Raw genomic sequence first — 13,063 nt, forward strand, 5'->3', positions numbered from 1 at the left:
GCCCGTGGGGGGTCTGGCGTACGGACCGGAGTGTCTCAGGAAATGGACGGTGTCCGGATCGGCCGGCGGACCGGTGGGGCGGTCCGCCGGGGGCGTCCGGTCAGCCGGGAAGCTTGACGTTCTTGCCGGAGGCGGAGATCGAGAGGCCCTCGGACATCGTCACGACCTTGTCCAGCTTCAGGTTGCCGGGCAGCTGGTCCAGCTTCCAGTCGTGGTCGGTCTGGGCGCGTACCTTCGCCTCACAGCCCGGGAGGGCGCGGCACATCCCGGGGAGCCCGTCGGCCCGCAGCCGGACGGTGTCGCCGCCCACGATGCTGATGGAGCCGGTCACCTCCAGCGAGCTGAGGACCGGGATCTTCGGCGAGATCTTGACCTGGCTGCGGCCGTTCTTCTGGCCGCCGAAGCTGATCTTGACGTCGCCGCCCGCCGCCTTCGTCAGGTCGGCGTAGGTGATCCGGGCGTTGCCGGTGGCCGAGGCGGCACTCTCGATGGAGGTGTAGTCGCTGGTCAGCCCGACGTCGAAGAAGTGCGCCGACAGCTGGTCGATGCGCAGCGCGCGCCCCTGGGCCCGGGCCTCGATGCCCCCGAGATCGGCGTCCACCTCCTGGAGGCTGCGGCCCGCGACCTGGGTCAGGAACGGGAAGCCCTTGATGGCGACGGTCGGGGTCCGGTCGAGCCCCTGGCTGCCGCGGATCTTCTCCGCGGCCTTGTCCTCGGCGAGCCCCACGGCCACCCGGTCGGCGGCCACGAACAGCCCCCCGAGTATGACCACGAGGATCAACAGCACGCGTAGTGCACGCATCGAACCACTACCCCCACACTGGGCCGGATTACGGCCGACTCGTCCATGCAGGCCCCCTGCCTGCGCTCCGGGGGAGCCTAGACGACGGGCTCCGGCAAACGGGAGCGGCGGCTGCCGGAAGGCACGAGGTGCGCCACCGGCGGCCGCCGCTCCGTTTCTCTCGCCTGAGCGCTATCCCAGCGCCCGCCCCAGGACGTACACCGCGGGCGCGGCCAGGGCCAGCGGCAGGGCCACCCCGGCCGTCAGGTGGACGAAGCGGGAGGGGTAGTCGTAGCTGGCCACCCGTAGGCCGATCAGGGCGCAGCCGCCGGCCGCCAGACCCAGGAGCGCACCGGACGCCCCCAGGCCGGTGAGCTGCCCGGCCGCGATCCCGGCGCCCGCGGCGGCCACCAGCGCGATGCCGACCGAGGCGACAGGCGGCAGCGGCAGCGCACGGGCCAGGGTGGCCACCCCGACCGCGGCGGCGCCGACCACCACCGCGTGCGGGCTCGCCGCGAGCTGCCCGGCGGCCAGCACCACGAGGGCGGTCGAGGTCAGGCCCGCGGTCAGCGCGTACATCCGCTCGTCGGCGCTGCTGCGGTTGCGCAGCTGGAGGACGAGGACGAGCAGACACCACACCCCGAGCGTGCCGATGCCGACCAGGGGCGCGCTCTCGCGGTCGGTGGCGAGCAGGGCGACATCGGCGGTCAGCCCGGCGAGGAAGGCCAGTGCGATGCCCTGGCGGGCCGGCCACATGCCGTTGAGCCGGAACCAGCCGGCCGCGGTGACGGCCTGGAGCAGCGCCACCGGGATCGCGAGCACCGGACGGGCCAGCGGCGCGGTCAGCGCCAGCAGCAGGGCCAGACCGGCGGTCAGCGCGGCCGGCTGGACACCGGGCGGGATGATCGGCGAGCGGCCCTCGGCGCGGGCGCGCTGGTTGGCCGCGAGCGGTGCGCTGGAGACCACCGCGGCGGCCGGTGCGGGCGCGGCGGGCGCCGGCCGGGCCTGCTGGGGGTGCCGGCGGGCGTACGGCTCCTCGGCCGGTGACGCGGTCTGGTGCTGCGGGGGCAGCGGCGCGGGCTCGGCGTGCGGGGCCCGGTAGCCCTCCTGGCCGTGCGGCGGCTGCGGCGCCGACCGGGCGTGCTGGGGTTGTCCGTGCTGGGACTGTCCGTGCTGCGGCTGTCCGTGCCGGGGCTGCTGTCCGTACGCCTCGTACCCGTACGGGTCCTGCCCGGGCCGGCCGCGCCCGTAGGGGCCGGGCCCCGGCTGCGGCGCCGGGCCGGGCTGCTGCTGCCGGTAGGGGTCGGGGGCCGGCTGCCGGCGGTACGGCGCCTGCGGGTCGTACGACGCCTGCGGGTCGTACGGCTGCTGCGCCGCGGGCTGCTGCGCCGGACGGCCGTACGGGTCCTGCCGTCCATACGGGTCCGGTCGCCCGTACGGCTCCTGCGGGGCGTACGGGTCCTGCTGGGCGTAGGGATCCTGCGGCGCATACGGGTCGTGCGGCTCGTAGGACGGGCGGTGCTGCGGCTGGTGGTCGCTCATGATCGTGTGCTCACCCTCCCGCGAACGGCGGCAGGACCTCGACGGTGCCGCCCTGGGCCAGCGGGACCGCAGCGTGGTCGCGGGTGCCGACCGGATCGCCGTCCACCAGGAAGGAGCAGCGCAGCAGGACGCGTGCGAACTCGGGGTTCGCGGCATGTGCCGCGCGTGCCGCGTCGAGCGCCTCGGCGAGCGTCGCCGCCGCATACGGCTCTTCTGCCGTGCCTGCGGCGGACTTGGCCGCGGCCCAGTAGCGCACGGTGCCAGTTGTTGTCACGGCGGCCTCTTCGTCGTGTCGGTCGGGGGGCTTCCGTGGTGGCGGAGGCCCCGTCGTTGCCGCCTCCATGATGGCGTACGCGGCGGCCCCTCCGGTTCCGGGCACATTCCGGCAACCGGTCAGGAACGGGACGGGGGCAGAACACGAAAATTCGATTGCCGAGGGCAAGTGTTCGCCTAGGCTCACGGTGTGTTGGTCCGACTAGCGCGGGCGCATTTGCGGCCCCACAGGCGCTCGATATCCCTGATCGTTCTGCTCCAGCTGATCCAGACCCTGGCCACCCTCTACCTGCCCACCCTCAACGCCGACATCATTGACAACGGTGTCGTGAAGGGGGAGACGGGCTACATCCTCCGCATCGGCGGCTTCATGGTCGCCGTCACGCTGCTCCAGATCGTCTGCGCGATCGGCGCCGTCTACTTCGGTGCCCGTACGGCGATGGCGCTCGGCCGGGACATCCGCGCCGCCGTCTTCGACCGGGTGCAGTCCTTCTCCGCCCGTGAGCTGGGCACCTTCGGCGCGCCGTCGCTGATCACCCGGACCACCAATGACGTCCAGCAGGTCCAGATGCTGGTGCTGATGACGTTCACGATGATGGTCTCGGCGCCGATCATGTGCGTCGGCGGCGTCATCATGGCGCTCAACCAGGACGTGCCGCTGTCCGGCCTGCTCCTGGTCATCGTCCCGGTCCTCGGGATACTCGTCTCACTGATCGTGCGCCGGATGCGTCCGCTGTTCCGCGGGGTGCAGGAGCGCATCGACACCGTCAACCGTGTGCTGCGCGAGCAGATCACCGGTATCCGCGTCATCCGCGCCTTCGTCCGCGACCGGCACGAGCGCGAGCGGTTCGCCGGGGCCAACACCGATCTCTACGAGATCTCGCTGCGCGCCGGCCGGCTGATGTCGATGATGTTCCCGCTGGTCATGCTGATCGTGAACCTCTCCAGCGTGGCCGTCGTCTGGTTCGGCGGGCTGCGCATCGACAGCGGCTCCATGCAGATCGGCGCGCTGACCGCGTTCCTCAGCTACCTCATGTACATCCTGATGTCGATCATGATGGCGACGTTCATGGTGATGATGCTGCCGCGCGCCGAGGTCTGCGCCGAGCGCGTCCAGGAGGTCCTGGCGACCGACTCCAGCGTCACCCCGCCCGAGAACCCCGTCACCGAGCTCCGCCGCCACGGCGAACTGGAGCTGCGCGGCGTCGAGTTCCGCTTCCCCGGCGCCGAACAGCCGGTCCTCAAGGACATCTCGCTGCTCGCCCGCCCCGGTGAGACCACCGCGGTCATCGGCTCGACCGGCAGCGGCAAGTCCACCCTCCTGGGGCTCGTCCCGCGGCTGTTCGACGCGACCGGCGGCACGGTCCTGGTCGACGGCGAGGACGTCCGCACCCTCGACCAGGAAACCCTGGCCAAGGCCATCGGCCTGGTCCCGCAGAAGCCCTATCTCTTCTCCGGCACCGTCGCCACCAACCTGCGCTACGGCAACCCGGACGCCACCGACGACGAGCTGTGGCACGCCCTGGAGACCGCCCAGGCCCGGGACTTCGTCGAGCGGATGGAAGGCGGCCTGGACGCGCCCATCGCGCAGGGCGGCGGCAATGTCTCCGGCGGCCAGCGCCAGCGGCTGGCCATCGCCCGCGCCCTGGTGCGGCGCCCCGAGATCTACCTCTTCGACGACTCCTTCTCCGCGCTCGACTACGCGACGGACGCGGCGCTGCGGGCCGCACTGTCCCGGGAGACCGACCGGGCCACCGTCGTGATCGTCGCCCAGCGGGTCTCCACGATCCGCGGCGCCGACCGGATCGTCGTCCTGGACGAGGGCCGGGTCGTCGGCACCGGCACCCACGCCGAGCTGATGGCCGACAACGAGACCTACCGGGAGATCGTGCTCTCCCAGCTCACCGAGCAGGAGGCGGCATGACCACCGCGGACAAGGGGGCGGCCCCCCGCGACGGGGTCCCGGCTGCCGCCGGGGAGACATCCCCCAAGGCCCCGGCGCGCGGTCCGGCCCCGGCGGCCGGACCCGCCCGGATGATGGGCGGCCAGCCCACCGAGAAGTCGATGGACTTCAAGGGCTCCGGCAAACGGCTGCTGGCCCAGATGCGCCCGGAGCGCGGCATCATGACCGTCGCCCTGCTGCTGGGCGCGCTGAGCGTGGCACTGACCGTCGTGGGCCCCAAGGTCCTCGGCCACGCCACCGACCTGATCATGGCCGGCATCATCGGCCGCCAGCTGCCCGGCCGGCTCACCAGCGACCAGGCCGCCGACGCCCTGCGCGCCCACGGCCAGGACGGGCTCGCCGACATGATCGGCGCGATGCCGGTCCACCCCGGCCACGGCATCGACTTCGGCGCCGTCGGCCAGGTCCTGCTCTGGGTCGCCCTGATCTACGCGGCCGCCTCGCTCTTCGGCTTCGTCCAGGCCAGGATCGCCACCCGGGTCGTCCAGCGCGCCGTCTTCCGGATGCGCGAACAGGTCGAGGAGAAGCTGGCCAGGCTGCCCCTGAGCTACTTCGACCGGCAACAGCGGGGCGAGGTGCTCTCCCGCGCCACCAACGACATCGACAACGTCCAGCAGACGCTCCAGCAGACCCTCAGCCAGATCGTGGCCTCGCTGCTGACCATCGTCGGCGTGCTCGCCATGATGTTCTGGATCTCGTGGCTGCTGGCGCTGGTCGCCCTGATCACCGTCCCGGTCTCGGTCGTCGTCGCCACCAAGGTCGGCAAGCGCGCCCAGCCGCAGTTCGTCCAGCAGTGGAAGACCACCGGCAAGCTCAACGCACACATCGAGGAGATGTACACCGGCCACAGCCTGGTGAAGGTCTTCGGCCGCCAGCGGGAGTCCGCCGAACTCTTCCGCGAACAGAACGAGGCCCTCTACGCCGCCGGGTTCAAGGCACAGTTCATCTCCGGGATCATCCAGCCCGCGATGATGTTCATCGGCAACCTCAACTACGTCCTGGTGGCGGTCGTCGGGGGCCTCCGCGTCGCCTCCGGTGCCCTCTCCATCGGCGACGTGCAGGCCTTCATCCAGTACTCCCGGCAGTTCAGCCAGCCGCTCACCCAGGTCGCCTCGATGGCCAACCTCGTCCAGTCCGGCGTCGCCTCCGCCGAGCGGGTCTTCGAACTCCTCGACGCGACCGAGCAGGACCCCGACGCCGAGCAGCCGGCCCGGCCCGACCGGGTCGAGGGCCGGGTCGCCTTCGAGGACGTCTCCTTCCGCTACGCCCCCGACAAGCCGCTCATCGAGGACCTGTCGCTGGCCGTCAACCCCGGCCAGACGGTGGCCATCGTCGGCCCGACCGGCGCCGGCAAGACCACCCTCGTCAACCTCCTGATGCGCTTCTACGAGGTGAGCGGCGGCCGGATCACCCTCGACGGCACCGACATCGCCGCCATGTCGCGCGAGGAACTGCGCTCCCACATCGGCATGGTCCTCCAGGACACCTGGCTCTTCGGCGGCACCATCGCCGAGAACATCGCCTACGGCGCCCCCGCGGGCACCCCCATGGACAAGATCGTGGCGGCCGCCCGCGCCACCCACGTCGACCGCTTCGTGCGGACCCTGCCGGACGGCTACGACACGGTGCTCGACGACGAGGGCAGCAATGTCTCCGTCGGCGAGAAGCAGCTGATCACCATCGCCCGCGCGTTCCTCGCCGAACCGGCCATCCTCGTCCTCGACGAGGCCACCAGCTCGGTCGACACCCGCACCGAGGTCCTCATCCAGCACGCCATGGCCCAGCTCCGCACCGGCCGCACCAGCTTCGTCATCGCCCACCGCCTCTCCACGATCCGTGACGCGGACGTCATCCTCGTCATGGAAAACGGCGCAATCGTCGAACAGGGCCCCCACGATGCGCTGCTGGCAGCGAACGGGGCGTACGCGCGCTTGTATGCGGCCCAATTCGCGGAGCCCTTGGCCGAGGCCGGCTGAGGCCCACGTTTTCGGCTTGCCCGCCGTGGGGGTTTCTCGCCGTTGCGCCTGCGGCGGGCGGGTGGTTTGTGGGTGCGGTGACGGACCTCCGGGGCCTGGTGTGTGGACTGCTTCGCTTTACGTCCACACACCAGGCCCCTCCGGCCCGTCCCCTCCCGTGGGGAGAGTGAGTGACGGTGGGTGGGGGCGGGCCGCCGTAGCCGTGTCGGTGCGACCGAGCTGTTCACTGCGATCTACGAGGCACTGCGATCTACGAGGCGCACCGGACCACCTACGGGTCCCCCACCAACCGTCTTTCCCACCCCTCAACGGGAGGGGACGGGTCGGAGCGGGTGGGGGTTTCCGGACGTAAAGCGAAGCAGTCCGGAAACCCCCACCCGCGGAGGCCCGTCACCGCACCCGACAGCCCCGCGCAGCGGCACCGCTCGCCGCAGGCGCAACGGCGAGGTCCCACACGGCGGGAAAGCCGAAAACGTGGGAAGCAGTCCACATCGTGGACTGGCCGCGCCAAGAATTTCGTCACTTCTCGCCGCACCCGCGACCCCCGTCGCACGCCCCCGCCCGGGCCCGGGCCAAGACGCCCCCGGCCCCGTCATATGGGGGCGGAGCCGCGTCGCGAGCGCCAGCAAGTCGCCCCGTCGGGTGGTCAACGACGGCACCCGTTGACCACTCGAAGTGATCGACGGAATACAAAAAGCTGCAAAAACCGCCTCGGGTCCGGAACCCAGGTGAGCTATTCTGCTGGGCAAGAAGGATCCGGGCAGCGTAGCCCCCGGGTCCTTTTGTGCTTTCAACCGCCTGCTGCGCGGTGGGAAGGACCGTACGAAGCAGTGCCGCAGACTCCCCCGGCCAGGGCCGGGAGGTGCCCCCCGTCGCAGGGACCGAGGAGGAACCAGACGTCATGGGCGAGCGAAGCAGGCAGGACCGCACGCAACCGAGAGCACAGCACCCCGAGAGCCGGGTAGGTGGTCGGACGTGAGTTCACTTCTGCTGCTGACCAACGCACTCCAGCCGTCGACGGAGGTGCTCCCGGCGCTCGGCCTGCTGCTGCACAGCGTGCGGGTGGCTCCCGCCGAGGGCCCGGCCCTGATCGACACCCCAGGGGCCGACGTCATACTGATCGACGGCCGCCGTGACCTGCCGCATGTGCGGTCCCTGTGCCAGCTGCTGCGGTCCACCGGGCCCGGCTGTCCGCTGGTCCTGGTGGTGACGGAGGGCGGGCTTGCCGCCGTCACCGCGGACTGGGGCGTCGACGATGTCCTGCTGGACACCGCGGGCCCCGCCGAGGTCGAGGCGCGGCTGCGGCTGGCGATGGGCCGCCAGCAGATCACCACCGACGACAGCCCGATGGAGATCCGCAATGGTGATCTCTCGGTGGACGAGGCGACGTACAGCGCGAAGCTGAAGGGGCGGGTCCTGGACCTGACCTTCAAGGAGTTCGAGCTGCTGAAGTATCTGGCGCAGCATCCCGGCCGGGTCTTCACCCGCGCCCAGCTCCTCCAGGAGGTGTGGGGCTATGACTACTTCGGCGGTACGCGGACGGTCGACGTCCATGTCCGGCGGCTGCGCGCCAAGCTCGGCCCCGAGCACGAGTCGCTGATCGGCACGGTCCGTAACGTCGGCTACCGCTTCGTGACGCCGGAGAAGGTGGAGCGGGCGGCGGAGGCCAAGGCCAAGGAGGACGCGGCGAAGGCGGCGTCCGGCCGTGGTGGGGAGCCGGTCCAGGGCCGCGGCGCCGGGGACGGTGACGGCTCCGGGAAGGCGGTCACCACGGGCGCGGACTCCGGGGCCGTACGACCTGCCCGCCGGTAGCACCACCCGCGTAGACTGCCGCGCGTGGCCAAGGTGACGCGGGATGATGTGGCAAGACTGGCGGGTACGTCCACCGCCGTTGTCAGCTACGTCATCAACAACGGACCAAGGCCGGTCGCCCCGGCCACGCGCGAGCGGGTACTCGCCGCCATCAAGGAGCTCGGCTACCGGCCGGACCGCGTCGCCCAGGCGATGGCGTCCCGCCGTACCGATCTCATAGGTCTGATCGTGCCGGACACCCGGCAGCCGTTCTTCGCGGAGATGGCGCACGCCGTCGAACAGGCCGCCGCCGAGCGCGGAAAGATGGTGCTGGTCGGCAACGCCAACTACCTCGACGAGCGCGAGGTGCACTATCTGCGCGCGTTCCTCGGGATGCGGGTCTCCGGGCTGATCCTGATCAGCCAGGGGCCCAGTGAGCACGCCGCCGCCGAGATCGACGCGTGGGATGCCCGGGTGGTGCTGCTGCACCGGCGGCCGGACGCCATCGACGATGTCGCGGTGATGACGGACGACGTGTGGGGCGCACAGCTGGCGACCCGGCATCTGCTGGAGCACGGCCATCCGTATGTCGCCTTCCTGGGCGGTACGGAGGAGACCCCGAAGTCCGGCGACCCGGTCACCGACCATGTCGAGGGCTGGCGGCGGGCCATGCTGGAGTCCGGGCGGTCGCCGGAGGGTTACTACTTCCAGTCGCCGTACAACCGCTATGACGCCTACCAGGTCGCGCTGAAGCTGCTGGCCGGTCCGGAGCGGCCGCCGGCCATCATGTGCGCGACGGACGATCAGGCCATCGGTGTGCTGCGGGCCGCGCGCGAGCTGCGTATCGACGTGCCCGGCGAGCTGGCGGTCGCGGGCTTCGACGATGTGAAGGAAGCCGCGCTGACCGATCCGCCGCTGACGACCGTCGCCTCGGACCGTCAGGCGATGGCACGGGCCGCGGTCGATCTGGTGCTGGACGACGGGCTGCGGGTGGTCGGCTCCCGGCGGGAGCGGCTGCGGCAGTTCCCGTCGCGGCTGGTGGTCCGGCGCTCCTGCGGCTGCGGTGGCTGAGCGAGCCGGTACGCGCCGCTGATCCGGCCGTCTTTATACCGGGCATACCCACTTCTGTCGGGTCTCTCAGGACGTTCTCAGGCAGCTCTCATGGAGCGGCAGCAGAGTCATTTCCATGACCCAGAGCTACCGCCGAAGCGGCGATGAGATGCCTCAGCACCGGCCGTACGCGTACGGCGACGACGAGCAGAGCCACGGCCGGAATGACGGCCATGGCCAGGACCACGGCCAGGATCACGGTCAGGGCTACGGCCACGGCCATGAGGCGTACGCGGGGAGCCCGGGGGCCTCGTATGCCGGGCTCGGTGGGCAGGCGGTTCCGCCGCCGCCCCCGTACGCACCCGAGCCGCGGCGGCGGGCCCGGCGGCCGGTCGCGCTGATCGCGGCGGTGGCGCTGGCCTCGGGTCTCATCGGGGGCGGCAGCGCGGCGCTGATCGCCGGCGCCACCAACTCCTCGACGCAGAACACCTCCTCCACCCCGCTGGTCAACGCGGGCAAGACCAGCGGCAGCGGGGTCTCCGGGGTGGCCAAGGCGGTCAGCCCGGCGATCGTGGAGATCAAGGCGCGGACCGCCGGCGGCGAGTCCACCGGCTCCGGGGTGGTCGTCACCAGCAGCGGCGAGGTCGTCACCAACAACCATGTGGTGGCCGGCGCGGACTCGGTCACCGTCACCTTCAGCGACGGCAGCCGGAAGACGGCCAAGGTCGTCGGCACCGACCCCGACAAGGACCTGGCGCTGGTCAAGGTGCGCGGCGCCAAGGACCTGACTGCGGCCTCGCTCGGCGACTCCAGCAAGATCACGGTTGGCGACCAGGTGGTGGCGATCGGCTCGCCCGAGGGTCTCACCGGCTCCGTGACCAGCGGAATAGTCTCCGCCCTGGACCGGGATGTCACCGTTCCCAAGGAAGACGGACAGGGGCAGGGGCAGGGGCAGCAGGGCGGTCCGGGCGGCGGCTGGCCGTTCGAGTTCGGCGGGAATCAGTACAACGGCGACACCGGCTCCTCGAAGACCTCGTACAAGGCCATCCAGACCGACGCCTCGCTCAACCCCGGCAACTCCGGAGGCGCCCTGATCAATATGCAGGGGCAGATCATCGGCATCAACTCCGCGATGTACTCACCGAGTTCGGCGTCGAGCAGCAGCGCGGGCAGCGTCGGCCTCGGCTTCGCGATACCGATCAACACCGTCAAGGACGACCTCGACGCCCTGCGCGGCGGCGGCAGCAGCGGCGTCTGACCGCGCACCCGCCCGCCGCCCTGTCCCGCCCGGCACGAGAGGCTGCGTCCCCCTCTCGGATAGCCCGCCGTCGTGCAAGGCTGAGCTCCAGCCGTCCGCACACCCGAGGTCCGAGGTATCCACGCACATGAGCCCCGCCGAGCACGGTGACCATCCCGCCCGCATCCTGATCGTCGACGATGAGCCCGCGGTCCGTGAGGCCCTCCAGCGCTCGCTGGTCTTCGAGGGGTATGTGACCGAGCAGGCGGTCGACGGTCTGGACGCGGTCGAGAAGGTCGCCGCCTACGACCCGGAACTGATCGTGCTGGATGTCCTGATGCCCCGTATGGACGGGCTGACCGCCGCCCGCCGGCTGCGGGCGAGCGGGGTGACCGTGCCGATCCTGATGCTGACCGCCAGGGACACCGTCGGCGACCGGGTCACGGGGCTGGACGCCGGTGCCGACGACTATCTCGTCAAGCCCTTCGAGCTGGACGAGCTGCTGGCCCGGATCCGCGCCCTGCTGCGCCGCAGCTCGTACGCGGCGGCGGCCGGTGCGCCGCCCGAGGCGGGCGAGGTGCTGAGCTTCGCCGACCTGCGGATGGACCTGGCGACCCGCGAGGTGACCCGCGGCGGCCGGCAGGTCGAGCTGACCCGTACGGAGTTCACGCTGCTGGAGATGTTCCTCGCCCATCCGCGGCAGGTGCTCACCCGTGAGCAGATCCTGAAGGCTGTCTGGGGCTTCGACTTCGAGCCCACCTCCAACTCCCTCGATGTGTATGTGATGTATCTGCGCCGCAAGACGGAAGCGGGCGGCGAGCCGCGGCTGGTGCACACCGTGCGGGGGGTCGGCTACGTCCTGAGGACGGACGGCGGGTCGGAATGAGCACGGTGACCACACACGGGGGAGTGGCGGCGGACGGCGCGCGCAGCCGGCTCGGCGCCCGGATCGCACGGCTGCCGCTGCGCTCGCGGCTGACCCTGCTCACGGCGGCCGCGGTGGCGGTGGCGGTGGCGGTCTCCGCGCTGGCCTGCTGGCTGCTCGCCCGCGCCCAGCTGCTGGAGGAGGTGGACAGCTCCCTTCAGAACGTCAGCGTCCCCGCCGACTATCTCCAGCTGACCTACGCCAACTGCCAGCCCACCGACCCGACCGAGAGCAAGAACGCCCCGCCCTCGTACTACAACGTCCAGATCGTCCAGGTCGACGGCTCGCGCTGCATCGGCCCCAACTCCCAGCCGGTGCAGGTGCAGCGCGCGGATGTCGCGGTGGCGCAGGGCCTGGCGCGCGACACCCTGCATGACGCGGTGACCACCGGCGGCGCGGACGTCCGGGTGCTGACCAAGCACATCGGTGTCCAGGGCGTGCAGTTCGCGGTGTCCATCTCACGTCCGCTGACCGAGGTCGACAGTGCGCTGAACCGCCTGGCGCTGCTGCTGATCGCCGTCGCGGGGCTGGGTGTCGTGGGTGCGGGCACCGCCGGCCTGGTCATCGCGCGCTCCGGCCTCAAGCCGGTGGACCGGCTGGCCGACGCGGTGGAACAGGTCGCCCGTACCGAGGACCTGACCATCCGCATCCCGGCCGAGGGCGAGGACGAGATCGCCCGGCTCTCCCGTTCCTTCAACTCCATGACCGCGGCGCTGGCCGCCTCCCGTGATCTACAGCAGCAGCTGATCGCGGACGCGGGCCATGAGCTGCGGACGCCGCTGACCTCGCTGCGTACCAATATCGATCTGCTGGTGCGCAGCGAGCGGTCCGGCCGGCCGATCCCGCCCGCCGACAAGGAGGCGCTGCTGACCTCGGTGAAGGCGCAGATGGGGGAGCTGGCGGAGCTGATCGGCGATCTACAGGAGCTGTCCCGGCCGCCGGCGCCGGGGCAGAGCGCCGTCGCGGTGGTGGCGCTGCACGAGATCGTCGGCGCGGCGCTGGAGCGGGCCCGGCTGCGCGGCCCGTCGCTGACCATCGCGGCGGACCTGGCCCCCTGGTTCGTGCGGGCCGAGCCGGCCCCGCTGGAGCGGGCGGTGGTGAATCTGCTGGACAACGCGGTGAAGTTCAGCCCGCCCGGCGGGACCGTCGAGGTGCGGCTGACCGGCGGCGAGCTGACCGTACGCGATCACGGCCCCGGCATTCCGCAGGACGAACTCCCGCATGTCTTCGAGCGGTTCTGGCGCTCACCGTCCGCCCGCAGTCTGCCCGGCAGTGGCCTGGGGCTGTCGATCGTGGCGCGGACGGCGGAGCAGGCGGGCGGTGCGGTCCGGCTGCGGTCCGCGGACGTCGGCGGCACGGAGGCGGTGCTGACACTGCCGGGCGCCGCGACCCCGCCGCCCGGGATGCCGCAACCGCCGGCCCCCCAGTAGCCGACCCGCGGAAGGCCCAGAGGCCGCGGCAGCGGACCCGCCCCCTACGGCGCCCGCCACCGCGGCCCCTGCCCCGCGTCCCCTGCTCCTGCTTC

The 13,063-nt window shown here is 71.6% G+C and carries 10 protein-coding genes; 7 read left to right on the forward strand and 3 right to left on the reverse strand.

From position 1 onward, the window contains the following. Positions 1 to 100: 100 nt before the first annotated feature. The 3 genes from CP981_RS22740 to CP981_RS22750 form a co-directional block, all read right to left on the reverse strand. A complete protein-coding gene (locus CP981_RS22740; protein ID WP_167536130.1) occupies positions 101 to 802 on the reverse strand; it encodes an LmeA family phospholipid-binding protein in 702 nt (233 codons plus the stop codon). Between the two features lie 171 nt (positions 803 to 973). Further along, a complete protein-coding gene (locus tag CP981_RS22745; protein ID WP_085928102.1) occupies positions 974 to 2,323 on the reverse strand; it encodes a hypothetical protein in 1,350 nt (449 codons plus the stop codon). Positions 2,324 to 2,333: 10 nt separating this feature from the next. After that, positions 2,334 to 2,579: a MoaD/ThiS family protein gene (locus CP981_RS22750; protein ID WP_085928103.1), complete on the reverse strand. Its 246-nt coding sequence runs from the start codon at positions 2,577 to 2,579 to the stop codon at positions 2,334 to 2,336. A gap of 207 nt (positions 2,580 to 2,786) precedes the next feature. On the opposite strand from CP981_RS22750, the gene CP981_RS22755 reads away from it, so the two are divergent. The 7 genes from CP981_RS22755 to CP981_RS22785 all read left to right on the forward strand — a co-directional run bounded on the left by CP981_RS22755 (position 2,787) and on the right by CP981_RS22785 (position 12,968). After that, positions 2,787 to 4,520 (forward strand): ABC transporter ATP-binding protein, encoded by a 1,734-nt coding sequence (locus tag CP981_RS22755; protein ID WP_085928104.1) that lies wholly within the window; start codon positions 2,787 to 2,789, stop codon positions 4,518 to 4,520. Next, a complete protein-coding gene (locus CP981_RS22760; protein WP_085928105.1) occupies positions 4,517 to 6,535 on the forward strand; it encodes an ABC transporter ATP-binding protein in 2,019 nt (672 codons plus the stop codon). The genes CP981_RS22755 and CP981_RS22760 overlap by 4 nt, the downstream gene beginning before the upstream one ends. Before the next feature lie 975 nt (positions 6,536 to 7,510). After that, on the forward strand, positions 7,511 to 8,347 hold the full coding sequence (locus CP981_RS22765) for a response regulator transcription factor (RefSeq protein ID WP_085928106.1): 837 nt from the start codon (positions 7,511 to 7,513) through the stop codon (positions 8,345 to 8,347). Between the two features lie 24 nt (positions 8,348 to 8,371). Further along, the gene (locus CP981_RS22770; RefSeq protein WP_085928107.1) at positions 8,372 to 9,397 is read left to right on the forward strand and encodes a LacI family DNA-binding transcriptional regulator; all 1,026 of its coding nucleotides are present in this window, start codon (positions 8,372 to 8,374) and stop codon (positions 9,395 to 9,397) included. A 115-nt stretch (positions 9,398 to 9,512) separates the two neighbouring features. Further along, entirely contained in the window at positions 9,513 to 10,634 is a 1,122-nt protein-coding gene (locus CP981_RS22775; protein WP_085928108.1) for a S1C family serine protease, read from the forward strand. A gap of 127 nt (positions 10,635 to 10,761) precedes the next feature. Beyond that, entirely contained in the window at positions 10,762 to 11,499 is a 738-nt protein-coding gene (locus CP981_RS22780; protein WP_085928109.1) for a response regulator transcription factor, read from the forward strand. Continuing rightward, complete coding sequence (locus CP981_RS22785; RefSeq protein ID WP_425282151.1) at positions 11,496 to 12,968, forward strand: HAMP domain-containing sensor histidine kinase; 1,473 nt, start codon at positions 11,496 to 11,498, stop codon at positions 12,966 to 12,968. Before CP981_RS22780 ends, CP981_RS22785 begins: the two co-directional genes overlap by 4 nt. The last annotated feature ends 95 nt before the right edge of the window (positions 12,969 to 13,063 follow it).

It is taken from the genome of Streptomyces platensis, assembly GCF_008704855.1.
GTDB lineage: Bacteria > Actinomycetota > Actinomycetes > Streptomycetales > Streptomycetaceae > Streptomyces > Streptomyces platensis.

What these genes read in the sequence shown, in the direction of transcription:
- CP981_RS22740 (WP_167536130.1), bottom strand. Translation starts at nt 802, where the DNA reads ATGCGTGCACTACGCGTGCTGTTGATCCTCGTGGTCATACTCGGGGGG.
- CP981_RS22745 (WP_085928102.1), bottom strand. Translation starts at nt 2,323, where the DNA reads ATGAGCGACCACCAGCCGCAGCACCGCCCGTCCTACGAGCCGCACGAC.
- CP981_RS22760 (WP_085928105.1), top strand. Translation starts at nt 4,517, where the DNA reads ATGACCACCGCGGACAAGGGGGCGGCCCCCCGCGACGGGGTCCCGGCT.
- CP981_RS22775 (WP_085928108.1), top strand. Translation starts at nt 9,513, where the DNA reads ATGACCCAGAGCTACCGCCGAAGCGGCGATGAGATGCCTCAGCACCGG.
- CP981_RS22780 (WP_085928109.1), top strand. Translation starts at nt 10,762, where the DNA reads ATGAGCCCCGCCGAGCACGGTGACCATCCCGCCCGCATCCTGATCGTC.
- CP981_RS22785 (WP_425282151.1), top strand. Translation starts at nt 11,496, where the DNA reads ATGAGCACGGTGACCACACACGGGGGAGTGGCGGCGGACGGCGCGCGC.